Origin of the sequence: Seohaeicola saemankumensis, from assembly GCF_021021435.1 — a bacterium.
In the GTDB taxonomy this organism is placed as follows: Bacteria; Pseudomonadota; Alphaproteobacteria; order Rhodobacterales; family Rhodobacteraceae; genus Seohaeicola.
Map to the genome: position 1 here is coordinate 162349 of NZ_JAINWI010000016.1, position 23599 is coordinate 185947.

The 23599-nt window shown below is 60.2% G+C and carries 23 protein-coding genes; 9 read left to right on the plus strand and 14 right to left on the minus strand.

Annotated features, from left to right (window positions below; genetic code table 11):
- Position 1: 1 nt before the first annotated feature.
- Positions 2–1111 (plus strand): photosynthetic reaction center cytochrome PufC, encoded by a 1110-nt coding sequence (gene pufC / locus K7H22_RS15490; RefSeq protein WP_230801780.1) that lies wholly within the window; start codon positions 2–4, stop codon positions 1109–1111.
- Between the two features lie 209 nt (positions 1112–1320).
- On the plus strand, positions 1321–3288 hold the full coding sequence (dxs, locus tag K7H22_RS15495; protein ID WP_230801781.1) for a 1-deoxy-D-xylulose-5-phosphate synthase: 1968 nt from the start codon (positions 1321–1323) through the stop codon (positions 3286–3288).
- Between the two features lie 7 nt (positions 3289–3295).
- Here the strand turns inward: dxs and K7H22_RS15500 are convergent, their stop codons facing one another.
- The 4 genes from K7H22_RS15500 to dctP form a co-directional block, all read right to left on the minus strand.
- Positions 3296–3736 carry a universal stress protein gene (locus K7H22_RS15500; RefSeq protein WP_230801782.1) on the minus strand — a complete coding sequence of 147 codons (441 nt, stop codon included), beginning with the start codon at positions 3734–3736 and terminating at the stop codon, positions 3296–3298.
- A gap of 12 nt (positions 3737–3748) precedes the next feature.
- The gene (locus tag K7H22_RS15505) at positions 3749–5035 is read right to left on the minus strand and encodes a TRAP transporter large permease (protein WP_230801783.1); all 1287 of its coding nucleotides are present in this window, start codon (positions 5033–5035) and stop codon (positions 3749–3751) included.
- 3 nt (positions 5036–5038) lie between these two features.
- A complete protein-coding gene (locus K7H22_RS15510) occupies positions 5039–5656 on the minus strand; it encodes a TRAP transporter small permease (RefSeq protein ID WP_230801809.1) in 618 nt (205 codons plus the stop codon).
- Between the two features lie 109 nt (positions 5657–5765).
- Positions 5766–6782 carry a TRAP transporter substrate-binding protein DctP gene (gene dctP, locus K7H22_RS15515; RefSeq protein ID WP_230801784.1) on the minus strand — a complete coding sequence of 339 codons (1017 nt, stop codon included), beginning with the start codon at positions 6780–6782 and terminating at the stop codon, positions 5766–5768.
- 386 nt (positions 6783–7168) lie between these two features.
- Between dctP and K7H22_RS15520 the strand changes: the two genes are divergently transcribed.
- The 4 genes from K7H22_RS15520 to K7H22_RS15535 all read left to right on the plus strand — a co-directional run bounded on the left by K7H22_RS15520 (position 7169) and on the right by K7H22_RS15535 (position 9150).
- Entirely contained in the window at positions 7169–7360 is a 192-nt protein-coding gene (locus tag K7H22_RS15520; protein ID WP_230801785.1) for a DUF3008 family protein, read from the plus strand.
- Positions 7361–7433: 73 nt separating this feature from the next.
- Positions 7434–8210, plus strand: coding sequence for an ion channel (locus tag K7H22_RS15525; RefSeq protein ID WP_230801786.1), 777 nt, complete (start codon positions 7434–7436; stop codon positions 8208–8210).
- Between the two features lie 108 nt (positions 8211–8318).
- Positions 8319–8807, plus strand: a complete 489-nt coding sequence (locus K7H22_RS15530) for a DUF892 family protein (RefSeq protein ID WP_230801787.1) — start codon at positions 8319–8321, stop codon at positions 8805–8807.
- A gap of 175 nt (positions 8808–8982) precedes the next feature.
- Complete coding sequence (locus tag K7H22_RS15535) at positions 8983–9150, plus strand: hypothetical protein (protein ID WP_230801788.1); 168 nt, start codon at positions 8983–8985, stop codon at positions 9148–9150.
- Positions 9151–9242: 92 nt separating this feature from the next.
- Here the strand turns inward: K7H22_RS15535 and K7H22_RS15540 are convergent, their stop codons facing one another.
- Entirely contained in the window at positions 9243–9386 is a 144-nt protein-coding gene (locus K7H22_RS15540) for an entericidin A/B family lipoprotein (RefSeq protein ID WP_230801789.1), read from the minus strand.
- A gap of 137 nt (positions 9387–9523) precedes the next feature.
- Positions 9524–9967 (minus strand): Lrp/AsnC family transcriptional regulator, encoded by a 444-nt coding sequence (locus tag K7H22_RS15545; protein ID WP_230801790.1) that lies wholly within the window; start codon positions 9965–9967, stop codon positions 9524–9526.
- A gap of 124 nt (positions 9968–10091) precedes the next feature.
- Here K7H22_RS15545 and K7H22_RS15550 point away from each other — a divergent pair, with 124 nt between their 5' ends.
- Positions 10092–13505: an indolepyruvate ferredoxin oxidoreductase family protein gene (locus tag K7H22_RS15550; RefSeq protein WP_230801791.1), complete on the plus strand. Its 3414-nt coding sequence runs from the start codon at positions 10092–10094 to the stop codon at positions 13503–13505.
- On the opposite strand, the gene K7H22_RS15555 is transcribed toward K7H22_RS15550, so the two are convergent.
- The 8 genes from K7H22_RS15555 to denD form a co-directional block, all read right to left on the minus strand.
- On the minus strand, positions 13506–14273 hold the full coding sequence (locus K7H22_RS15555) for a hydroxypyruvate isomerase family protein (protein WP_230801792.1): 768 nt from the start codon (positions 14271–14273) through the stop codon (positions 13506–13508).
- On the minus strand, positions 14273–14917 hold the full coding sequence (locus K7H22_RS15560; RefSeq protein WP_230801793.1) for an aldolase: 645 nt from the start codon (positions 14915–14917) through the stop codon (positions 14273–14275). The genes K7H22_RS15555 and K7H22_RS15560 overlap by 1 nt, the downstream gene beginning before the upstream one ends.
- On the minus strand, positions 14914–16167 hold the full coding sequence (gene otnK, locus K7H22_RS15565; RefSeq protein WP_230801794.1) for a 3-oxo-tetronate kinase: 1254 nt from the start codon (positions 16165–16167) through the stop codon (positions 14914–14916). The genes K7H22_RS15560 and otnK overlap by 4 nt, the downstream gene beginning before the upstream one ends.
- Positions 16167–17054 (minus strand): L-threonate dehydrogenase, encoded by an 888-nt coding sequence (ltnD, locus tag K7H22_RS15570; protein WP_230801795.1) that lies wholly within the window; start codon positions 17052–17054, stop codon positions 16167–16169. Before ltnD ends, otnK begins: the two co-directional genes overlap by 1 nt.
- A 2-nt stretch (positions 17055–17056) precedes the next feature.
- Complete coding sequence (locus tag K7H22_RS15575) at positions 17057–18337, minus strand: TRAP transporter large permease (protein ID WP_230801796.1); 1281 nt, start codon at positions 18335–18337, stop codon at positions 17057–17059.
- Positions 18334–18849 (minus strand): TRAP transporter small permease, encoded by a 516-nt coding sequence (locus K7H22_RS15580; RefSeq protein WP_230801797.1) that lies wholly within the window; start codon positions 18847–18849, stop codon positions 18334–18336. Before K7H22_RS15580 ends, K7H22_RS15575 begins: the two co-directional genes overlap by 4 nt.
- A 72-nt stretch (positions 18850–18921) precedes the next feature.
- The gene (locus K7H22_RS15585; RefSeq protein ID WP_230801798.1) at positions 18922–19887 is read right to left on the minus strand and encodes a TRAP transporter substrate-binding protein; all 966 of its coding nucleotides are present in this window, start codon (positions 19885–19887) and stop codon (positions 18922–18924) included.
- A gap of 38 nt (positions 19888–19925) precedes the next feature.
- A complete protein-coding gene (gene denD / locus K7H22_RS15590; RefSeq protein WP_230801799.1) occupies positions 19926–20909 on the minus strand; it encodes a D-erythronate dehydrogenase in 984 nt (327 codons plus the stop codon).
- 148 nt (positions 20910–21057) lie between these two features.
- Between denD and K7H22_RS15595 the strand changes: the two genes are divergently transcribed.
- A complete protein-coding gene (locus K7H22_RS15595) occupies positions 21058–22074 on the plus strand; it encodes a LacI family DNA-binding transcriptional regulator (RefSeq protein ID WP_230801800.1) in 1017 nt (338 codons plus the stop codon).
- Between the two features lie 94 nt (positions 22075–22168).
- The gene (locus K7H22_RS15600) at positions 22169–23209 is read left to right on the plus strand and encodes an FkbM family methyltransferase (protein ID WP_230801801.1); all 1041 of its coding nucleotides are present in this window, start codon (positions 22169–22171) and stop codon (positions 23207–23209) included.
- The last annotated feature ends 390 nt before the right edge of the window (positions 23210–23599 follow it).

Here is a 23599-nt window from a genome sequence, read left to right on the forward strand (position 1 = left end):
TATGTTTCCCAAATGGTTTGATGACTGGAACAAGAAGAATCCGAAAGACATCTACGGTCCCGCGATCCTTGTCGGGGCTGTAGGAGGCGCGATCTTTGTGGCGGCTTTCCTTGTGACATGGGGGCAACCCCTTGCCACGGACAGCATGCAGACCGGACCGCGCGGACAGGGCATGTCGGTGCCCGAATTCAAGGCTGATCTGGCGACACCCGATCCCGCGATCGCGCTGGTCTCGGAGAACGAGCCGCTGATCCCCGAAGCGGGCGAGCAACTGGCCGGTGACATCTACGAGAACGTTCAGGTTCTGGGCGGGCTAACGGATGCCAACTTCAACCGGCTGATGGCGGCGATGACGGAATGGGTGGCCCCCGAACAGGGCTGCGCCTATTGCCACGGTGATGGCGATCTTGAAACCTACGGCGAGGACAACCTTTATACCAAGGTAGTGGCGCGTCGCATGATCGAGATGACCCAGAACATCAACGAGAACTGGGACGGTCACGTCAATGCCAACAAGCAGGTCGGCGTCACATGCATGACCTGCCACCGTGGTCAAAACGTGCCCAGCAACATCTGGTTCAAGATCACACCTGTGAACGAGTCCGTCGCGGGCTGGTCTGCCAACCAGAACCGCGCCACCAGTATCAGCCAGTCGACATCGCTGCCGTCGGATGCGCTGGAGAAATACCTGCTGGAATACGAAACCATCGCGGTTCACGATCTAGAAAGCCGTGTAGACAACCAGCCGGGCGATCCGCTGATCCAGCAGACCGAACGGACCTTCTCGCTGATGAACTACTTCTCGAACTCTCTGGGGGTGAACTGCGTGTTCTGTCACAACAGCCGCGCCTTCTATGACCCCGGTCAGGTGACACCGCAATGGGGCACCGCCTCGCTGGGGATCGCCATGGTTCAGGAGTTGAACAACGACTACCTTGTGCCGCTGCAGGATATCTATCCCGAGCATCGCCTTGGCCCGATCTATGCGGACGCGCCGAAAGCCGCCTGCAAGACTTGCCACCAAGGTTATCAGCAGCCGTTGCAAGGCACCAACGTGATCGCGGACTGGCCGGAACTGGCCACGACCTCGGGCACGCCGGTCTACGAATAAGGCAGGGGCGGACTCCCCTCCGCCCTTACCTTAGCCATGTTCGGAACGCGTCGTTCGCGCCACGCATTCCGGGCACGGGGCTTCAACACCCCGGTTCCCTTCCTGTTGGCTACAGGACAAGGGCGCCACACCGGGGACACCTGGTGTGGCGTCTTTTCATTTTACATCCCGAGACGACCTGCGGGATGCCTGACGAGCGGGAGGCTCTGATGACACAATCCAATGACACGCCCGACACAACCGCCCATGAAAAGACCGAAACGCCCTTTCTGGATCGCGTGGCGGGGCCTGCCGATCTGAAGCGCTTTTCGGATGCGGAGTTGAAGGGGCTGTCGAAGGAATTGCGATCCGAGGTGATCCGGTCCGTGGCGCAGACAGGCGGGCATCTGGGGTCATCACTGGGAGTTGTGGAACTGACCGTGGCGATCCATGCCGTGTTCAACACACCGATGGACAAGCTGGTCTGGGATGTGGGGCATCAATGCTATCCGCACAAGATCCTGACAGGGCGGCGGCACCGCATGACAACCCTGCGCCAGCGCGACGGGCTGTCAGGTTTCACCAAGCGCAGCGAGTCCGAATATGATCCTTTCGGGGCGGCGCATAGCTCGACCTCGATTTCCGCTGCACTTGGTTTTGCCGTGGGCCGCGATATGGGCCAGCCGACGGGTGACGCGATTGCCGTGATCGGCGATGGTTCGATCAGCGCGGGCATGGCCTATGAGGCGATGAACAATGCCGGCCACGAGGGGCGGCGGCTGTTCGTGATCCTGAACGACAATGAAATGAGCATCGCGCCGCCGGTAGGGGCGATGTCGTCCTATCTGTCGCGGCTTTATGCGAACGAGCCTCTGGCCGCCTTGCGCCAGATGGCCGAAGGGTTCGAGGCGGCCTTGCCCGCACCGATGCGCGAAGGCGCGAAACGTGCGCGTCAGCTTGTGACCGGCCAGAGCGCCAGCGGCACGCTGTTCGAGGAGTTGGGCTTTACCTATATCGGGCCGATCAACGGCCATGACATGGACCAGTTGCTGCCCGTTCTGCGCGCGGCACGGGCAAGGGCCACGGGGCCGGTGCTGATCCATTGCTGCACGGTCAAGGGCAAGGGCTATGCCCCCGCCGAGGCGTCACGCGACAAGTATCACGGTGTGGCGAAATTCGACGTGCCGTCCGGCGCGCAGGTCAAATCCAAGCCGAATGCGCCCAGCTATACCTCGGTCTTCGGGCAGGCGCTGACCGATATCGCCGCGCGTGATCCGCGTGTGGTCGCGGTGACGGCGGCGATGCCGGATGGCACTGGCCTTGATATCATGGCCAAACGCTTTCCCGCGCGCGTGTTCGATGTGGGTATTGCCGAACAGCATGGCGTGACTTTTGCCGCAGGCATGGCGGCCAGCGGGTTGCGGCCCTTCTGCGCGATCTATTCGACCTTCCTGCAACGAGGCTATGATCAGGTGGTGCATGATGTGGCGCTGCAAGGTCTGCCCGTGCGTTTCGCGATCGACCGCGCCGGTCTGGTCGGTGCTGATGGCGCCACCCATGCAGGCGCTTTCGATGTGGCCTATCTGTCGAACCTGCCGGGTTTCACGGTGATGGCGGCGGCAGACGAGGCGGAACTGGTGCATATGGTGGCCACCGCTGCGGCGCATGACGCAGGGCCTATCGCCTTCCGCTACCCGCGCGGATCGGGCACGGGTGTGGTTCTGCCCGAGGTGGGGCAGGTGCTGGAGATCGGCAAGGGCCGCGTGATCCGCGAGGGCAGTGATATCGCGATCCTCAGCCTTGGCGCGCATCTGTCGGAATGCGAAGCGGCAGTGGAACTGCTGGAGGCCGAGGGCGTGTCTGTCACGCTGGCCGATGCCCGCTTTGCCAAGCCATTGGATCTGGAATTGCTGATGCAGCTTGCGCGTAACCACGGTGTGCTGATCACGGTGGAACAGGGCGCGCGCGGCGGGTTCGGGGCGATGGTGCTGCATGAACTGGCGGCGGCGGGTGTGTTCGACCGTGGCCTTGCGGTGCGGACGCTGACCCTGCCGGACAGGTTCATTGATCAGGCAAGCCCTGACGAGATGTATCTGGATGCGGGTCTCACACGGCATGATATCGCGGCCAGCGCGATGCAGGCCTTGGGGCGCGCGCGGAAAATTCTGGGCTTCAAGGATGCGCCAAAGCGCGCCTGAACGCGGATCAGACCACCAGCACGGGCATTTTCGACAGGCCCGTGACCTTGTGCGAGACCGAGCCGAGTAGAAAATTCTCGACCGAGCCCAGACCACGGGCGCCGATCACGATCAGATCGGCCTCGTGCTCTTTGGCGAAATCCACGATTGTGCGCGAGGGATGGCCGGTGCGGGTGAAGGCGCGCACCGAAGGCAAACCCGCGTCCAGCGCGATCTGTTTGGCATGGCCTGCGACCTCTTTCGCGTGCTCTTTCAGGGCGGCGTCAGGGTTGCTGGGTTGCGACTTGGGTCGCACCATCGACAATGATGCCTCGATCATCGCGTGATGGCGGTAGACGGTCAGGATCTGCACCTCGGACCCGCAAAGTTGCGCCAGTTCCACACCGTGCCGCAACGCGGCCTCGGCGCATTGCGAGCCGTCGAAAGGGATCAGGATACGTTTGTACATGGCTGGCTCCGCTTATTTCGAGAATGCCAGATCCCGCAGAAACAGAGCGATTTGCGGGAACATGATCAATGCTGCCGACACGCATAGCAGGATCGCGATAAAGGGCGGCGTGCCGCGGATCACCTCCATATAGGGGCGTTTGAACACGGCGATGGCGGTGAAGATATCGCAACCGAAAGGGGGCGTGGCCGACCCGATGGCGACTTGCAGCACGATGATCGTGCCGACCAGCACGGGGTCCAGCCCCACCGCATCGACGACGGGCGAGAAGATCGGCACCAGCACAAGGATCACCACGATCGGGTCCACGAACATACAGCCGACAAAGAAGGCGACGGAGATCACGACAAGCACACCGATCTGGCCCATCTCGTCGATACCGATGCCCGACAGGATCGCCTGCGGGATCTGCGCGAAGGAGATCACCCACGAGAAGGCCGCACCTGCCCCGACAAGGATAAAGACAACGGCTGTGATCAGACCTGTGGATTTCGCGGTTTCATACAGATCGGCCACCGACATTTCGCGAAAGACCACCATTTCGAGAAGGATGGCGTAAAGCACGCAGACCGCCGCCGCCTCGGTCGGCGAGAAGATCCCGCCATAGATGCCGCCGATGATGATGGCGGGAAACCCCAAGGGCCAGAGCGCATCTCGCAAGGCGATCAGGCGTTCGGACCAGTTCAGCTTGTCCTCGGTGGGCACGTTGTTGCGGATCGCGTAGATCCACGCATAGACCGAAAAGAGGAACAGGATCAAAAGCCCCGGTCCGATGCCGGCGATGAACAGTTCCGCGATGGATGTGTTGGACACCACACCATAGATGATCATGCCGATGGAAGGCGGGATCAGAAAGGCGATGTCCGATGCGTTCACGATCAGGGCCAGAACGAAACTGTCCTTGTATCCCGCCTTGAGCATACGGGGACGTAGGGGCGAGCCGATCGCCACGACGGTGGCCTGCGTCGATCCCGAAACCGCCCCGAACATGGTGCAGGCCGAGGCTGTTGCCACCGCAAGCCCGCCGCGCAGATGGCCGACAAAGGCCATCACAAGATTGATCAACCGCCCCGCGGATTGTCCGCGCGTCATGATATCAGCGGCAAAGATGAACATCGGCACCGCGATCAGCGAGGCAGGCCGGATGCCCGCCATCATCTGCTGCACCATGGTCTCCATCTGCCCGAAACCATTGAACATGGTGTAGAAGCCCACGGCGGCACCCACCAGAAGCGGGATCATCATGGGAAAGCCCATCAGCAGCAGCACAACCATGACCGAGAATATTGTCCAGCCCATCGCTCAGACCTCTTCTTCGTTGTTGTCATAGCCTTCCAGCACCCCTGTCGAGAGGTAGATGTCAGGCTCGAGCATGTTCTTGATGGCGGTCAGGATATATTGCGTGCCGGTCATGAACAGGCCGACAGGCACCCAAACCAATGTCCACCAGACGGGGATCTGCAAGGATGGCAAAAGGCGCCCGCGACCGGCCTGTGTCTGGATGAAAGCGAAGGCATACCAGGCCAGCGCCAGCATCACGAGGCCTGAGAAGATGCTGATCACGATCATCATCATCTTGCGCGGGCGCGGGGGCAGGGCGTCGAAGATCGCGGACATGCGGATATGCCGCCCATGCCGCGCGGCATAGGATATCCCTGCAAAAGTGATCAGGATGATCAGGATGCGGTTCAGCTCTTCCGAGAAGAACAGCGAGTTCTGGAACACGAACCGCCCCAGAACATTGGCTATCGTATTGGCGGCCATGAGCAAGACACCTGCCGCCAGCAGCACGGCTTCGATCCGTGCAATGCCGTTATCCACCCAACCCAGAGGGCCGGGGAGAGTGCTGATATAGGGGCCGATCCTTGTGTCGTCCGTTCCGGTCGTGTCAGTCTGGCTTTGTAGCTGGGACTTTTGCAGGTCGCTCACGCGCGCTTACTCCTGTCTTGCAATCCGGGGCGGAAAGGCTCTGCCCGCACGGGTCATGTCCCGGCCTGATGGCCGGGACGCATGGCGTGACAATGCCGGGTCAGTCGGCCGCGGCCGCAAGATCGGCTTTCATCTGGTCAAGGATTTCCTGACCGCTTTCGCCAGTCATCTCGATGAAAGCAGCCTCGACCGATTCCGCCGCGTCCTGGAAAGGCGCGCGCTGCTCTTCGGTCAGGCGCGTGACGGTCATCGAGGGCTTTGCCTCAAGGATCGTGTCCAGCGCGCTTTCGGTCAGACCTTCCTGATATTCCAGGATATGGTCAAAGGCGACGTCGATCGCATCCTGCACCATGGTCTGCTCTTCCTCGGACAGGCCGTCAAAGAAATCCTTGTTGGCCATAACAGCGGTGGTGAAGTTGTTGTGACCCGTGAAGGTGATGTGATCCGTAACCTCGTACATCTTGGTCGATTCCACGAAGAACATCGGATTCTCCTGACCCTGAATGATGTTGGTCTGAAGACCGCCATAGACCTCGCCCCAGGGCAGGGGGGTCGGGGTCGCACCGAAGGCGCGGTAGCTTTCCACCAGAAGCGGATTGGTCATCACGCGCACCTTGACCTCGTTCAGGTCTTCGGGGCTGGTGACGGGTTCCTTGGTGGTCATCACCACTTCACCCTCTGGGAACATGGTCAGCAGTTCCAGACCCTGTTCGGCATAAAGCGCGGGGAACATCTCGTTGATGGCGACAGAGTTGCGGAAGAAACTGTTCAACTGCTCCTGATCCTGCGGCAGCAGGTAGGGCACGAAAAACACCTGCGCCTCGGGGATCAAAGAGCCGGTAAAGCCGGGGCTTTGGTCCACAAACTGGAGGATGCCAGCCTGCGCCTGCTCCATGATATCGGCGGATTCACCCAGCGTACCATAGGGGAAAAGCTGCACCTCGTGATCCGAGTTCGCCTCGATTTCTTCCTTGAATTTCTGTGCAAAAACACCCTGCACCTCGTCCAGCGCTTCTTCGAAGGCATAGCGCCAGGTATCGGCCTGCGCGGTGGTCATGCTGGCGGTCAGCGCCACCATTGCGGCCGAGCCTGTCAGAAAGCTTTTGAGCGTGGTCATCGGTTCCTCTCTTTCATTTTATGCCGGAGAACGGGAAGGCCGCGCTCCGGTCGGAAATTGTGTGCCTGCCGGCGCACCGGGGTAGAACATGCCCCGCAGCCAGCTTGCTAAAACCAAATTTAGTTCGATTATCAAACCAAATTTGACACCAAATCTACGGCATGCAGGGGTGGCTTGTCAAACCATTCGACAAAAACAATAATAAATACCAATAAGTTTTCAATGGAGCAAAAATCAGAGTGGTGCGCTATCAGCTAAAAATATTAGATTGCCTTAGTAGTTTCCATGGTGACGCAAGAGCATAGTGAGCCCATGGAATGTCCGAGTAATTAACATAATCAAGATTATACGACTTTTGTGATGTGTCGAAGCGAAAGGAGAATGACATGCCTGCCCGATCAAAGGCCCAACAGAAAGCCGCCGGTGCTGCCCTGGCCGTCAAGCGCGGCGATGCGGAGAAATCCAGCCTGCGAGGGGCCTCGAAAGATATGTATGACAGCATGAGCGAGGAAGAGTTGGAGGATTTTGCAGCCACCCCGCATGATGACCTGCCGGACAAACTTGAGGATGAGGACTAGCCTTTTGCCCTGCATGTCCGGTGCCAGAGACAAACCCTCGCCAAACAGGGACAGCATGCCGTAGTCAGATGATATGGAGACCCTGAAACGCAAAATCCGGCAGCTTTATACCGGACATAGCCAAGGCGCGCAGTTGTTCCGTTACGCGCTGGTCGTCTTTGATGTGGCGACCATCATCTATTTCATCATCAGCGTGTCATGGCTTCAGACCGCCTTCACCCGCACCGTCGATATCGGTTTGGGCGTTGCGATCCTTGTCGATCTGCTGGTCAGATTGTGGATTTCCGAGGACAGGCGCAAGGAATGTCTGCGGATCTACACGCTTGCCGATATCCTGATTATTGGGTCGCTGTTGCTGGCCCCCATCTTTACCGACGATTTGGCATTCCTGCGTATCCTGCGTGGCTTGCGGTTGATCCATTCCTATCACCTTGTGCGCGACCTGCGCCGCGACAGCCGTTTTTTCAGGGTGCACGAAGATGCAATCGTGGCGTCGGTGAATCTGTTCGTGTTCATCTTCGTCATGTCATCGCTGGTCTTCGTGATCGCCTTCGGGGACCAGCCCGATACGGATGCCTATATCGACGCGCTCTATTTTACGGTTGCGACGCTGACGACAACCGGCTTTGGCGATATCACGCTGGATTCGCCGGGCGGCAAGCTTCTGTCTGTCTTTATCATGGTCATCGGCGTGGGCCTGTTCCTGCAACTGGCGCGGGCGATTTTCCAGCCGTCCAAAGTGCATCACAAATGCCCCGAATGTGGCCTTAACAGGCACGAGACCGACGCGGTGCATTGCAAGCATTGTGGCGAACCACTGAACATCGAAACCGGCGGGCGCAACGGTTGATCGCGGCAAGGTCTGTCGCCATTCCCGAAAATCCGGACGGAACCACGCTGACTGACGGGCGTTGAGTCAGGGAGATAAAAATTCACTTTCAGCAAGGAGAATGTCGGAATGGACAATCTGAAAGACGTCTACATTGATCAGCTCAAGGATCTGTACAGCGCCAACAACCAGGCCAAGAAAGCGACCAGCGATTTGGCCAAGGCCGCGCAGAACGACAAGCTGCGCCGCGCCTTGGAGCGTGGTGTCGCGGGGATCGAGGATGGCCGCGCCAAGCTGCGCGAGATCATCAGGACACATGGTAGCGACCCCGAAGGCGAGCATTGCAAAGGCATGGAAGGTCTGGCCCGTGAAGCCAAGGCGCATGCCATCGAAGAGGATTTCGGCACGCCCGCGGCGCGCGATGCCATGATCATCAGCCAGTACCAGCGGATGGCGCATTATGCGATTGCGGGCTACGGCTGCGTTGCAAGCTATGCCGCCCATCTCGACTTGGCGGACGAGGCGGACACACTACGTCAAATGCTGGACACCGCCTATGATGGAGATCGCACGATGACGGAAATCGCCGAGGAAAAAGTCAACCTGACCGCTGCGTGAGGCAGTGGTTACGGTCGCGCGATCAATGCATGAAAGGCCCGTCCCATGCGTTGGGGCGGGTTGTTGAGATGCAGGCTGTTGTTTGAGTGTCCGTGTCGGAAATGATACCCGTCACAATCCATTTGAAAAAATTTCAATGCCGCGAGATGCGCGGCACGGTTTCAGGAGGGAACAAATGAGCCATTCAGAAAACAACCTTGATCGCCAGAAAAAGCGTCACAAAGGTCCTTTGATCGGTATTGCGGTGGTGATCGTCTTTGCGGTCGTGGCGATATTTGTCTTGAGTGCGGCAGATGTCGATGACGTCAATCCGGCGGCCCTGACGCCAGCGCAAAGTGATTGATCCTCACTGGAGCGGATCACGCCGCAGTTGCGTGGTTGCAAGAAAAAAGCGCGCCTGAAGGAAACTTCAGGCGCGCTTTTTATTGCGGCGTCTCAGAGTTCTTCTTGGACTTCCTGCGATTCCGTAGTGATCGCCTGTCCAGCGCTGGAAACGTCGCGTCCCGCACCTTCAATGGTCTCGCAGGCGACAAGCACGCCCAAAGACAGAATGGCGATGGCAATTTTGGTGGTTGGCATATCAGATCTCCTTGTAATCAAAACACCGCTGTTGCGGGTGTTCGCATTCAAACGCCCAAGGCCGCGACCGGTTCCCTATTTTTCCAGAAATGAGATATGCCTAAATGCTGCGCCTGCAGAACGGCTGGCTTAGCCCCCTACCCCTTGATCGTTCGCAGGATCACGTTGGTCTGTGCGCTGGCGACGGCGGGGATGCGGAACAGCACGCGTTCCAGAAAATCGTTATACGCCTCGATATCGGCGCAGACGACATGCAGGTGATAGTCGGCCTGCCCTGTCGTGGCATAGCAGGCGCGGATTTCGGGGCGGCTTTGGACGGCGCGGATGAAAGCGTCAAGCTGGTCCGGATCGTGGCGTGTCAGGTGGACATGCACGATGGCCCCAAGGCCGAGGCCCTGTTTTTCATCGTCCAGCAGCACGGTATACTGGCGGATGATGCCGCTTTCCTCGAGCGCCTTGACCCTGCGCCAGCAGGACGAGGGCGACAGCCCTGCCCGATCGGCGAGATCGGCGTTCGAGATGCGGCTATCTTCCCGCAGGGCGTCGAGAATGCGTTGATCGCTTGGGTCAAGTTCCGGCACAATTAACCATTTATTTATTAATTACTGACAAAAAATACCATAAAATTAACCAAACATCAATCATTCTGACCGGATTTTTCACCATTTCCGTGCGATCCTGCCGATTGCGAACAGGAGAACCGAGATGACCACGCAGGATGCCAGCTTTGCCACCTACCAGCTTGCGGACCGATACACGCGGACCGCGGGGCGCGTCTATCTGACCGGCACGCAGGCGCTTGTGCGGATCATGTTCGATCAGGCGCGACGGGATCGTGCGGCGGGGCGCAAGACGGCGGGTTTCGTGTCGGGCTATCGCGGCTCGCCTCTGGGTGGTTTGGATATGGAGTTGTGGCGCCAACGCGCGCGGCTGGAGGAGGAGCGGATCGAGTTCCTGCCTGCTGTAAACGAGGATCTGGGCGCGACGGCGGTTCTGGGCGCGCAACAGGCGGTGCTTGATCCGGCGTGCGAGGTCGAGGGCGTGTTTTCCATGTGGTATGGCAAAGGCCCCGGTGTGGACCGTTCGGGCGATGCGCTGAAACATGGCAATGCTTATGGAACGTCGCCGATGGGCGGTGTTCTGGTCGTGGCGGGGGATGACCACGGATGTGTCTCTTCGTCGATGCCGCACCAGTCGGATGTGGCCTTCATGTCGTGGTTCATGCCGACGCTCAATCCCGCCAGCATCGCGGAATATCTGGAATTCGGTGCCTATGGTATCGCGCTGTCACGCTTCAGCGGCACATGGGTCGGGTTCAAGGCGATTTCCGAGACAGTCGAGGCGGGGCAATCCGTCGAGCTGCCTAAGGATCGAACCTTCACACAACCCGACTTCACCGCCCCTGCGGGTGGCTTGCATGTGCGCCGGTCCGACATGCCCAGCCCCGAGATTGAAACGCGGATCGGGGCCAAGCTCGACGCGGTCGAGGCCTTTGTCGAGGCGAACCCGATTGACCGGCGCATCTATGATATTGCCGATGCGCGGTTCGGGATCGTCACCACCGGCAAGGGCCATCTGGACCTGATGGAGGCGCTGCGCCTGCTGGGTCTGGACGAGGCGGGGTGTCGCCGTCTGGGGATCGACATCTACAAGGTTGGCATGGTCTGGCCGCTGGCACGGCGCGATGCGCTGGCCTTTGTGAAGGGTAAGGAAGAGGTGCTGGTCATCGAGGAAAAGCGCGGCATTATCGAGAGCCAGTTCAAGGAATATTTCTACGACTGGCCGGGCGACAAGCCGCGCAAGATGGTGGGAAAGCACCGCGCGGCGGGTGATCCGCTGCTGCCATGGACGGGCGAGTTGACGCCGCTGATGCTGGTGCCGGTTGTGGCGGAACGGTTGGCGCGGTTCTTTCCCGAAGAAGGGTTGGTGGAAAAGGCCCGCGCCCTGACCGCCACCCCTGCCCCAGTGCTGTCGGTCAAGGGGGCGACGCGGACGCCCTATTTCTGCTCGGGCTGCCCGCACAATACATCGACAAAACTGCCCGAAGGCAGCATGGCCGCCAGCGGTATCGGCTGTCATGTCATGGCGGGCTGGATGGATCGCAACACGGTCGGCTATGCGCAGATGGGCGGCGAAGGCGTGCCTTGGGCGGCGGCGTCGCGGTTCAACGGGCGCAAGCATATCTTCCAGAACCTTGGCGAAGGCACGTGGTATCACTCGGGTTCTCTGGCAATCCGGCAGGCTGTCGCGGCCAAAGCCAAAATCACCTACAAAATCCTTTATAACGATGCGGTGGCGATGACCGGCGGACAACCTGTGGACGGCCCTGTCAGTCCTGCCGCCATCGCGCAAAGCTGTCGCGCGGAAGGGGTGGAACGGATCGCGCTGGTCTCGGACAATCCGGACAAATTCCATGCGCGCGACTTCCCAGCAGGGACCACGATCCATGACCGCGCCGATCTGGACCCCGTGCAGCGCGAATTGCGCGAGGTCAAAGGCGTGTCTGTTCTGATTTACGAGCAGACCTGCGCCACCGAGAAACGCCGCCGCCGCAAACGCGGCAAGATGGAAGACCCTGCCCGCCACGTGATGATCAACCCGCTGGTCTGCGAGGGCTGTGGCGATTGCTCGCTTGAATCGAACTGTCTGAGCGTCGAGCCGCGCGAGACCGAGCTTGGCCGCAAGCGCAAGATCAACCTGTCGAGCTGCAACAAGGATTTCACCTGCCTGAACGGGTTCTGCCCCAGTTTCGTGACCATCGAGGGCGGACAGCGCCGCAAGCCCAAACCTGCCGGACTGGACATGCAGGCGCTGATGGCGGGCCTGCCCCGTCCGGCCGAGGCTGACCTGACGCGCCCCTATGACCTGCTGGTGGCGGGTGTGGGCGGCACCGGTGTCGTCACGCTGGGCGCGCTGATCACGATGGCCGCGCATCTGGAGGGCAAGGGCGCCAGTGTGCTGGACTTCACCGGTTTCGCGCAAAAATTCGGCACGGTTCTGGGCTATGTGCGGATCGGTGCCAGCCCCGATGCGATCCATCAGGTGCGGATCGAACAGGGGGCGGCGGATGCCGTGATCGGTTGCGATGCGGTGGTCTGTTCCGCGCCCAAAGCGTCGGTGCATTACCGCCACGGCACAGAGGTCGTGCTGAACCGCGCCGAGATGCCGACGGGCGATCTGGTGCTGCACCGTGATGCTGATTTGAAGATCGACGCGCGCGAGGCGCTGATCCGCGCCACGGTGGGTGACGCACATGTGCTGGCCTTTGACGCCAATCTGGTGGCGGAACGGCTGATGGGCGACACCGTCTTTGCCAATATGATGCTGCTGGGGGCTGCCTTCCAGCAAGGCATGGTGCCGGTCAGCGAGATGGCGATGAAACAGGCGATCCTGTTGAACGGGGTGGCGGTGGAAAAGAACGGCACCGCCTTCGATCTGGGGCGGATCATGGCGGCCAAGCCCGGTGCGCTGACTGATCTGCTGCGTGATACCCCCAAGGGGCCTGATAAGCTTGAGGCGCTGATCGCGCATCGGGCGGAATTTCTGGTGGGCTATCAGGACGCGGCCTATGCACAGCGCTTCACCAACCGGATCGTGCGGTTGCGTGCCGCCATGCCTGCGGCTGATGAAGTTTTGATAGCCACGGCCGCAAAATCCCTGTTCCGGCTGATGGCCTATAAGGATGAATACGAGGTCGCGCGCCTGCATACCGAGGGGCGTTTCGAGGCCGAGGTCGCGGCGACCTTTGAGGGCGATTACACCGTCAAATACCACCTCGCCCCGCCGCTTCTGCCGCTTGGAAAGGATGCGCGCGGCCGCCCCAACAAGCGCGCTTTCGGCGCGTGGATGCGTCCTGCGCTCAAGGTTCTGGCGCGGATGAAGGGCCTGCGCGGCACGGCGCTTGATCCCTTTACCTATAGTGCGGATCGCAAGCTGGACCGCGAATTGCTGGACTGGTTCGAGGGCGTGATGAGCCATGTCGAACGCAGCTTCGATCCTGACCGTGCAGATGAAGCGCTGGCCCTGCTGGCCGCACCGCAAGAGATCAGGGGCTACGGTCCCGTGCGCCACAAGGCGGCGGAAAAGGTCATGGCCGAAGTGGCGGCACGGATGGCCTGATCAGGCTTGAAATTGCGCCAGCCAGCCGAGGCCTTGGGTCGTGCCGTGGCGTGGTCTGTATTCCGCGCCGATGGGGGCGGTGTATCCCATGCGCTCAAGCGCCTGCATCAGCCAGCGGTAATCGACCTCGCCCTGATCGGGCTCTCCACGGTCGGGGATTGCTGCGATCTGGATATGGCCGATCAGGGGAAGCAGGTCGCGCAGATGCATGGCATGATCCCCCTGCATGATCTGCATATGATAACAGTCATACATCAGTTTGATGTTGTTTTTGCCCACCGCCCTAATCGTACTGACGGCATGATCGGTGCGCGACAGGTGGTAGCCTTCAACGTCGCGGGTATTGATCGGCTCGATCAGGATGGTGATGCCATGGAGCGCGGCCAGATCGCAGGCATAGGTCAGGTTCGCGCGAAACGTTGCCTCGGCCTGATCGCCGCCATCTGTACGGCCCGCCATGACATGCACGGCGCGCGTGCCTGTTGCCACGGCATAATCTACAGCCTGTTCGATCGCGGCGCGCGCCTCGGCCTCGCGGCCTGTCAGGGCGGCAAGGCCGAAATCGCCTGCGGATTTGTCACCCGGCCATGTGTTCAGGCCCAACATGGTCAGGCCGGTATCTTGCAACGCTTGCGCTACTTCCGCGGCTGGCACGTCATAGGGAAAGTGGCATTCGACAGCGTCAAAGCCTGCATCCTTGGCCGCATGGATCGCTTGCGGCAGGGGCAGTTCGGTAAACAGAAACCCCAGATTGGCGGAATAGCGCATCAGTCCCACTCCAGATCGAATTTCCGCACCAGCGCGTTGATCTGGTCATCATCCAGAGCGCGGGGGCTATGGCCGCGCAGCAGCAGCGCCAGTTTTGCGGTCTCTTCCAGCTCTTCCATCGCGAAAACGGCGGCTTCCAGATCCTTGGCCGCGACAACGGGGCCATGGTTGGCCAGCAAGACGGCGGAACGCTTGCCGCCCAGACCGCGCAACGCCTCACCCATCGCGGCATCGCCGGGCAGGAAGAAGGGCAGCAATGCGACCTTGCCCACGCGCATCACGGCATAGGGGGTCAGAGGTGGCAAGACATTGTCGGGGTCGGTATCCGGCAGCATCGACAAGGCAACAGAATGGGTTGAATGCAGATGCACCACGGCACCGGCGCTTTTGCGTGTCTCGTAGAAGGCGGCGTGCAGCGGCATTTCCTTGGTCGGCGCGTCGCCCCCGATATGCTGCCCCTTTGCGTCGAAACGCGACAGGTGCGCGGGATCAAGACGACCCATGCTGACGCCTGTGGGTGTGACCAGCAGCCCGCCATCTTCGGTCCTGACCGAGATATTGCCCGATGCACCGCCCGTCAGCCCGCGATTGAACATGGAGGCCGCCCAGAAGCAGATATCCTCGCGCAGTTTGGTATCGCTCATGGGGTATTGCCTTCCATCAGGGCGGCGGCGCGGGCAAAGAAATCGGGGTCGCCGAAATTGCCGGATTTGAGGGCCAGCACAAGGTTGTCCGAGGCGCGGATCATCGGCACGCCTGCGTCGATCTCGGGTCCGATCTGCAGGGCGGACAGGCCCAAGCCTTCGACCACCGCGCCCGAGGTTTCGCCCCCTGCGCTGATCAGGCGGGTGATGCCGCCTGCGACCAGCGCGCGGGCGAGGTCGGCAAACAGCCCTTCGATCTTCGCGGCGATGATATCCTTGCCAAAGCGGTTCTGAGCATCAGTGACCACGGCAGGATCGGCGGAAGTGTAGATCAGCGGCACGCCGTCTTGCGCCAGCGCCCAACCGGACAGCGTTCGGGCTGTCACGTCGCCCGCCATCACCTGATCGGCTGTCACCTCAAGGATCGGGTTGGTTTTCGCATGTTCCGCGACCTGCCCGCGCGTGGCGTTGGAGCAGGAGCCTGACAGGATCGCGGCAGGACCGCCCTGCCCTGTCCAGCCGGTTGTCTGTGCAGACAGTAACCCCTTGGCGCGGAAATTCGCAGGCAGCCCCATCGCGATACCGGAGCCGCCTGTGATCAGCGGCAGATCGGCGGCGGCTTGGCCCAGCGTGATCAGGTCATCATCTGTGATCGCATCGGCGACCAGCAGGCGATGGCCGGTAGCATCCTCGGCTTGCATACGTTTACGTATGGTATCAGCCCCCTGAATCACGACCTGCGCGGGGATATGGCCCACGCTGCCCGTGATCTGGTGGCCCAGCCAGCGGCGGATGTCCGGGTCGGTCATCGGGGTCAGGGGATGGTTCTGCATCCCGCTTTCGTTCAGTAGCTTATCGGTGACAAACAGGTGTCCCTGATAGATCGACCGTCCAGCGGCGGGAAAAGCAGGGCAGACCAGCACCTGACGCGCGTCAAGCGCGTCGGCCAAGGCCTCGGCCACGGGGCCGATATTGCCCTCAGGCGTGGAATCGAATGTCGAGCAATACTTGAACAGGAATTGCGTGCAGCCTTGCGCGCGCAACCAGTCCAGCGCTTGCAGCGAGAGTTTGACTGCCTGTTCCACCGGAATGGAGCGGGATTTGAGCGCGACAATTCCCGCCTCGACATCAGCAGCAGCGGGACCGTCCGGCACGCCGACATATTGCGTGACGCGCATGCCCGCCTTGGTCAGCGTGTTGCCAAGGTCTGACGATCCGGTGAAATCATCGCCGATGCAGCCCAGCAGCATCACGCATCCCCCGGCAGTTTCAGACCGGCGCGGGTCGCCACAAGTTTCGTGATCGCGGCATCATCCTCAAGCCCCAAGCCCGCCTGGGCCGCAAGGCGGTATTGCGCGAGCGCGGTTTCGGTCAGCGGCAGGGGAAGGCCCGCACCTGCGGCGATATCGGTGACGATACCCAGATCCTTGGGCCAGATATTGATGGTGGAACGCGGAGTATAATCCGCGTCGATCACATGGGGCGCGCGGTTTTCGAACATCCATGATGTGCCCGCCGAGACCTTGATCACATCCAACACGCGGGACAGGTCCAGCCCTTGCGAGGTGGCAAACCCCAGCGCCTCGCCCATCGCGGCGATATGGACGCCTGCCAGAAGCTGGTTGACCGCTTTCATCGCAGAACCGGGGCCTGCGTGATCGCCCAAGCGGTGCACGGTCTGCGCCATCGCATCCAGCACTTCGGCCGCACCGTCAAAGGCGGCTGGCGTGCCCGATGCCATGACTGACAGCGCGCCTTCGGCGGCGCGCACCGATCCGCCCGAAATCGGCGCGTCCAGATAGTGAAGGCCGCGCGCTTGTGCCTCAGCTTCCATCGCCCTTGCGACATCGGGCGAGACTGTCGCGCAGGACAGGATCGTGCCGCCCTCGTTGACATGGCCAGCCCAACCGTCAGTCCCGAACAATGCGGCCTCTGTCTGCACGGCATTCAGCACGACGCAAACCAGCGCATCGGCCTTTGGGGCCTCCCGCGTCAGGGCATGGCCGCCCGCCTCCGTCAGCTTGGCCACCTGCCCTGCGTTCAAGTCCAGCCCGTAGACATCATGCCGCGCGCGCAGCAGTGACAGCGCCATACCCAGACCCATTGATCCCAAACCGATTACATAAACAGTCGCCATGGTCAGTTCCCGAAGACAAAATCGACCGGCCACAGCGTAATGGCAGGCACATAGGTGATGATCATCAGCGCGCCGAAGACGGTCAGCACGAACCAGATCAGATGCGGAATGATCTTCTCGACCGGCAGTTTCGCCACGGCAGCAGCAGCAAAGAGGTTCACCCCCAGCGGAGGCGTGATCATGCCAAGTGCCAGATTCACGACGATGATCAAACCGAAATGCACAGGGTCCACGCCATAAGCCACGGCAATGGGCGCAAGGATCGGCGCAAGCACCAGAATGGCCGCCGATGTTTCGATGAACATGCCCACGACCAGCAGCAGGATATTCACGGCCAGCAGGAATGCGATGCGGCTGTCGAACATGTCCTTGAACCATGCGGCCACCTCGTTCGGCAGGCCCGAACGGGTGATCAGGAAGGAAAACAGCGATGCTGCCGCGATGATGATCATGATCGCCGAGGTCGAGATCACCGTCTGTTTCAGGATCTCGGGCAGCATGCTGAATTTCAGCTCGCGGTAGATGCCAAGGCCGACGATCAGCGCGGTGGCGACGGCGGCGGCGCTTGCTTCGGTCGGGGTGAAGATGCCGGAATAGATGCCGCCAAGGATCACGACGGGCACCAGCAAGGCAGGCGTTGCGGCATAGGCGGCGCGCGCCACGCTGGAACGGTCGTCACCGTCATTCATGCCGATCCCGCGCACGCGGCAGATCACCAGCACCAGCACCATCAGCGATGTGGCGACCAGCAGGCCGGGCCCAAGGCCCGCGACGAACAGCTTACCGATGGAAGTGTCGGTGGACACGCCGTAAAGGATCAGCGGGATGGAGGGCGGGATCAGCACGCCCAGTTCGGCTGAGCTTGCCTGAATGGACGCGGCCATGGGTGCGGGATAGCCGTGCTTGACCATCGCGGGGATCAGGATCGCGCCGATCGCGAATGTCGTGGCGACGCTGGAACCCGAAACAGACGCGAACATCATGCAGGTCAGGACGCAGGAACAGGCCAGGCCGCCCTGAATGCCGCCGACGATGGATTTGGCCAGTTCGACAAGCCGGTGCGAGATACCGCCCGCCGACATCAGGTTGCCTGCCAGAATGAACAGTGGAATCGCCATCAAGGGAAAGCTGTCAATGCCGGTGAACATTCGTTGCGCCACCAGCAAGAGCGGCAGACGCCCCTGCACCTCGATCCCGATGACAGAGGCCAGACCGATGGCGACAGCGATCGGGACGCCCAGCAGGAACAGGATGGCAAGGGAAAGACCAAGTGCAGCGTTCATGATGTCGCCTCGGGCTTGGGCGTGGCCTGTGCCGAGGTCCAGCCGCCTTGTGCTGCGCGGATCATGGCGGCGATGATCGCAATGATGATGAAGACCGAGCCGACAGGCAGCGCGGCATAGGCCCATGCGATCGAGATATCGAGTGCGGCCAACTTCTGGTTCGCAACGCGTTCGGCCATCGCCCAGCCCTGCCAGAACAGGATGCTGAAGAATATGACGGATAGTGCATTGGCCAGCATGAACAGCGACAGACCCAGACGGGGCGGCAACATCTGCTGGATCACCTCGACCGAGATCATGGCGCCGTGGCGGAATGCGACAGCGACGCCCAGAAACACCGACCAGACCATCGCCGAGCGGGTAATCACCTCGGACCATGTCGAGGGGCTGGCGAAAACGAAGCGGGTGATCACCTGAAACAGCGCAAGCGAGGCGGCTATCACCAGAAAGGCGATCGACAGGCGAAGGGCCAGTCCGGTGCTGTAATCTTCAAATCGCAGGAATGCGCGCATCCGGCCCTCCGGTCATGTCGATGAGAAAGACCGGCGCAGGGATCTGCGCCGGTCCGTTGCAATGTCAGACGATTACTCGACCGCTTTGATGCGATCGACCATCTCGGTGCCATACTGGTCCGTATAGACGGAATAGGAGGCTTCGGCTAAAGCCGCGAAAGGCGCCTTGTCGATATCGGTGATGACTTCCATGCCGTTTTCAATCAGCAGGGCAACACCGGCCTCTTCCAGACGGTTCACTTCGGCGCGGGTGGCGGCGGCGGATGCCTTGGCCGCCTCGTCGAACCAGCCCTTCTGCTCGTCTGTCAGACCGTCATAAAGCACGGGCGATGCCAGAACGGCGGCAGGCGAATAGACGTGACCTGTCAGCGAGACATGTTTCTGCACTTCCCAGAATTTGGACGCGGTGATCACGGTGACGGGGTTTTCCTGCCCGTCAACAACACCTTGCTGAAGAGCGGTGAACAGTTCGGGGAAGGCCATTGGCGTGGGTGCTGCACCCATACCGCTGAACGCGGTCATGTGGACCTTGTTTTCCATCGTCCGCAGCTTCAGACCTTCCAGATCGGCAGGCGTGCGCACGGGGCGCTGCGAGTTGGTCACGTGGCGGAAGCCGTTTTCGGACCATGCCAGACCCACCAGATTGTTCTCGCCGATCTTGGCCAGCAGTTCCTGACCGATATCGCCATCCAGAACGGCGCGGGCGTGGTCATAGTCGCGGAACAGGAAGGGCAGATCGAGGGCAAACACTTCGGGGACGAAGTTGCCCAGAGGACCGGTCGAGGTTACGACAACATCCAGCGATCCGATTTGCAGACCTTCGATCATGTCACGCTCGCCACCCAGCTGGCCTGCGGGGGCCTGTTCGCCGGTGAAAGCGCCGCCCGACAGTTCGGTCAGCGTGTCGATGAAGGCCTGCGCGCCGACACCGTAATGCGAGGTTGGCGACAGCGCGTGCCCCACAACGATGTTCTGCTGCGCCTGCGCGCCGGTGGCCAGAAGGGCGGCTGCAAAAAAGCCGGTGACGATATGTTTCATAATGCTCCTCCCATGAGCTTTGGTTGTCGTGTGGTGGGTCATTCCGCCGCGATCCGGCCCATATGGGCCGTGACCAGATTGGCAAAATCGGAATCGGGTGTGAACCCCAGTGCAAGGGCGCGCGGTGTCAGGATCTGACCGGGCCAGCTTGCGACAATTGCCTCGATCGCGGGGTCATGCGCGGGTTTGATCCGTGCGGCGACATCCGCGCCAGCAATACGGGTCAGCGTGTCGATCATCGCGCCGACGGTGACGGTCACGCCCGGCAGGGTCAGCGTTGTATCAGGACCGATGGAATCCTGCACCAGACCGGCGGCATGCAGCGTATAGGCCAGCGCACGGTCGGGCGAGGCGAGATGCAGGCGGAGATCGCGGCCCACGGGCAGAACGGCATCCTGCCCCGCCAGCGGCTCGCGGATGATCCCGCTGGCAAAGCTGCTGGCGGCCTTGTTGGGTGCACCGGGACGCACCGAAATGGTCGGGAAGCGTAGGCTGCGCCCCAGAATAAAACCTTTGCGGGTCGCATCGCGCACCAGCAATTCGCCCATCAGTTTTTGCGTGCCATAGGACGAGCGTGGCGCGGGCAGCGTGTCTTCGGAAATCGTGTCATTGGCGGCGCAGGAAAACACCGCGACCGAGGACGAGAACAGGAACACCGGCGGCTTCGGCATCTTGCGGCAGGCGTCCAGCAGATCAATCGTGGATTGCAGGTTGACCGCCATGCCCAGATCGTAATCCGCCTCGGCCTGTCCCGACACCACAGCCGCTAGATGGATTACCAGATCGGGCGCATCCTGCGTAATCCTGTCCAGCACTTCGGGCGATGACAGGGTGCCCGGGATCGCATGCACACGGCGGTTCCTTGCGGCCAGATCGGCCAACGGGGCGTCAGCAATATCGGTGGCAAGGATCGCGGCGATCCGGCGTTCGGTCCCGTTCAATAGCAATGTGTCGCGCGCCGCCAAAGCGGTCACAACCATCTGGCCGATAAAACCGGCCGCTCCAGTAACCAGAATTCGCAAGCTCAGATCTCCTCCGGCGCATAAGCTGACACTGAATGACAGCGCTGTCAATCAATGGCAAGATCGGCTTCGAATCGCGGGGCATGCTTTGCCCTGCCCGCTTTGTCCGGCGCTGTGGCGCATCCCGTTGAAAGGTCCCTGATACGTCGTGCAGATCGAGAAACGGCCCAGAAAACCCACATTGTCCGAGGTCGCAGCCCTTGCGGGTGTGAGCGAAATCACAGCCTCGCGCGCCCTGCGCGCCAGTGCGGCGGTGACCCCTGAAACCCTGCAAAAAGTACAGGACGCGGCGCGCAGCCTTGGCTATCTGCGCAACCGTCTGGCCGGTGCGCTGGCGGGCGGGCCGTCGAATCAGGTGGCGGTCATCCTGCCCTCGCTGTCCAATATCGTGTTTCCCGATGTCCTTAAGGGGCTGGAGGACCGTCTGGACGATGCAGGCTTCCATCCCGTTCTGGGTATCTCGAACTACGACCCCGCGCAGGAGGAACATCTGATCCGCAACCTGCTGTCATGGCGGCCTGCCGGCTTGGTCATCGCCCCCAGCGGCATGACCGAGGCCAGCCGCGCCGTGCTGCGCGACGCGGGACTGCCGGTGGTCGAGATCATGGATATCGACACCGATCCGGTCGATATGGCTGTGGGCATGTCGCATCGCGCGGCGGGTCTGGCGATGGCACGCCACCTCGTCGGGCGCGGCTACAAAACGCCCGCCTATGTCGGTCATGACATCACCCGCGACCCGCGCGCCGTTGCCCGCCTTGAAGGGTTTCGCGCAGGCTTGCACCAGGCGGGGCTGGCACTTGCGGATATCGTGACGCTTGCGTCCCCTTCCTCGGTCGCCTTGGGCCGGCAGGGGCTGGCGGCCCTGCTGGACAGAAACACGCAGCACCCCGATCTGGTCTATTTCTCGAATGACGACATGGCGGTGGGCGGCGTGTTCCACTGCATGGCGGCAGGAATCGCGGTGCCCGCCGATCTGGCGATTGCGGGCTTCAACGGTCTGGAACTGGGCCAAAGCCTGCCAGTAAGGTTGACGACAACCGCCTCACACCGCACAAGAATAGGTGAGACTGCGGCAGGTTGTATTCTGGACCGTTTGCAAGGCAGGGAAACAGCGCGGCTGACGGATGTGGGATTCAGTCTGGTCGAGGGCGGGACGAGTTGAGGGTTGGGGGATAGAAACGGTCCGTCCTTTTTTCCGCCAGATGTATGCTTTATCGAGTTTGCTTCTAATTGCCTAACAATAGAAAGAAAGTTTGATGGCTTTGGCTTTTCCACCTGTCAGTTTGAGCGTTAAGGAGCGCGTTCAGTTGACCCTGTCGTGTCGGGATGCCGATACCCTTCCGCGCGTCGACCGTGCCGGAGAGGTCCACGTCGATCCGGAAACCGGTATCCGCGTACAATACATGCACAATGGTTTGCGGGTCGAGGAAGGCTGCTATTACGGGGCCTGGATGACCGAGTTGATATCGGCACTGAAAGGTGTTCACGAGCCGCAGGAAGAGGTCGTTTTCGACAGTATTCTCAAACACATACCTGCGCAGGCCACTATGGTTGAATTGGGTGCGTTCTGGTCGTATTACACCATATGGTTCCTGATGCAGCAACGTGGGCTTGGGCGCGGTATCGGGTTGGAAATGGATCCAGCGCATTTGGAAAAAGGCCGGGCCAATGCGAAATTGAACGGAGTGGATATAGAATTAATACTTGGTCGCGTTGGTGCCAGAAATGAAGTCGCTGCGCCTTACATGACCGAAAGTTCCGGCATGCAAAAAATTCCCACCTTTGGAATTGAAGGCTTGATGCATACTGCCAAAGTCGATCGCGTAGACCTTTTGCTTTGCGATGCGCAAGGGGGAGAAATTGATCTCTTGGAAGGTATGCAAGCTTCAGTCTCGCAAGGGAAAATAGGAGTTTTGGTGATGTCAACGCACCACCACGCCATAACTGGTGATCCGCTGACCCATCAGCGAGCACTTGCTTTGATCGAAGGCTTGGGCGGGTACGTAAGGCTGGAGCATGATGTTGCAGAAAGCTACTCCGGCGATGGCTTGATTGTTGCAGACTTTGACGGTTCATTGGACAGCTGGTCCCCCCCAAGTATTTCATACTGCCGAACGTCCAAATCTCTGTTCCGAGATCCGCTTTATGATTTGGCGTGTAGTCAGAGTAGAGAGAAAGAACTGGTTACGAAATTAGGCGAATTAAGCTCTGATCATAGTCAAGATAATGAGCCCTTCTCAGGAGAAAATGTTCAGAGCAAGACGGTGTCTAGTTGGTGGAGGCGGCTCATTCGCTAAACTGCGTGAGTTGAAAGAAAGTTGGTGCATTGTTGAAATATGTTGAAAGAAATCTTCGAAACATCTACGCATGGCCGAAAACTATTCCGGAGTTTGTGATTTAAGTAAATTCAACACGATTTCACAAGGCTCATTTTCGATGCGACTAGGAAGAAAAATAAAACAGCCAGAATTCATTCTAATTGATTTTTCGGTTATCTACATAAAATTTTGATTTAGAAATTGCCAATGATGAACGTATACAATATGACAGGTTATGGTAGAAGTGTCGTGCTCGTGATTGACAACAAAAGCGCTATTCACGTCGTTCCAAGAGTACGTTCAAACAACAAGCACGGAACAATAAAACTATGAAGATCGCGATGATTGGCACGGGCTATGTGGGCCTTG

Excerpts from the sequence above, each read along its gene's own strand:
- dctP (WP_230801784.1), bottom strand. The coding sequence starts at position 6,782 with ATGACCACGCTCAAAAGCTTTCTGACAGGCTCGGCCGCAATGGTGGCG.
- dxs (WP_230801781.1), top strand. The coding sequence starts at position 1,321 with ATGACACAATCCAATGACACGCCCGACACAACCGCCCATGAAAAGACC.
- K7H22_RS15560 (WP_230801793.1), bottom strand. The coding sequence starts at position 14,917 with ATGAGCGATACCAAACTGCGCGAGGATATCTGCTTCTGGGCGGCCTCC.
- ltnD (WP_230801795.1), bottom strand. The coding sequence starts at position 17,054 with ATGGCGACTGTTTATGTAATCGGTTTGGGATCAATGGGTCTGGGTATG.
- K7H22_RS15520 (WP_230801785.1), top strand. The coding sequence starts at position 7,169 with ATGCCTGCCCGATCAAAGGCCCAACAGAAAGCCGCCGGTGCTGCCCTG.
- K7H22_RS15535 (WP_230801788.1), top strand. The coding sequence starts at position 8,983 with ATGAGCCATTCAGAAAACAACCTTGATCGCCAGAAAAAGCGTCACAAA.
- K7H22_RS15555 (WP_230801792.1), bottom strand. The coding sequence starts at position 14,273 with ATGCGCTATTCCGCCAATCTGGGGTTTCTGTTTACCGAACTGCCCCTG.
- K7H22_RS15550 (WP_230801791.1), top strand. The coding sequence starts at position 10,092 with ATGACCACGCAGGATGCCAGCTTTGCCACCTACCAGCTTGCGGACCGA.
- otnK (WP_230801794.1), bottom strand. The coding sequence starts at position 16,167 with ATGCTGCTGGGCTGCATCGGCGATGATTTCACCGGATCGTCAGACCTT.
- K7H22_RS15580 (WP_230801797.1), bottom strand. The coding sequence starts at position 18,849 with ATGCGCGCATTCCTGCGATTTGAAGATTACAGCACCGGACTGGCCCTT.
- K7H22_RS15525 (WP_230801786.1), top strand. The coding sequence starts at position 7,434 with ATGGAGACCCTGAAACGCAAAATCCGGCAGCTTTATACCGGACATAGC.
- K7H22_RS15600 (WP_230801801.1), top strand. The coding sequence starts at position 22,169 with ATGGCTTTGGCTTTTCCACCTGTCAGTTTGAGCGTTAAGGAGCGCGTT.
- K7H22_RS15530 (WP_230801787.1), top strand. The coding sequence starts at position 8,319 with ATGGACAATCTGAAAGACGTCTACATTGATCAGCTCAAGGATCTGTAC.
- K7H22_RS15500 (WP_230801782.1), bottom strand. The coding sequence starts at position 3,736 with ATGTACAAACGTATCCTGATCCCTTTCGACGGCTCGCAATGCGCCGAG.
- K7H22_RS15540 (WP_230801789.1), bottom strand. The coding sequence starts at position 9,386 with ATGCCAACCACCAAAATTGCCATCGCCATTCTGTCTTTGGGCGTGCTT.
- K7H22_RS15505 (WP_230801783.1), bottom strand. The coding sequence starts at position 5,035 with ATGGGCTGGACAATATTCTCGGTCATGGTTGTGCTGCTGCTGATGGGC.
- K7H22_RS15575 (WP_230801796.1), bottom strand. The coding sequence starts at position 18,337 with ATGAACGCTGCACTTGGTCTTTCCCTTGCCATCCTGTTCCTGCTGGGC.
- K7H22_RS15585 (WP_230801798.1), bottom strand. The coding sequence starts at position 19,887 with ATGAAACATATCGTCACCGGCTTTTTTGCAGCCGCCCTTCTGGCCACC.
- pufC (WP_230801780.1), top strand. The coding sequence starts at position 2 with ATGTTTCCCAAATGGTTTGATGACTGGAACAAGAAGAATCCGAAAGAC.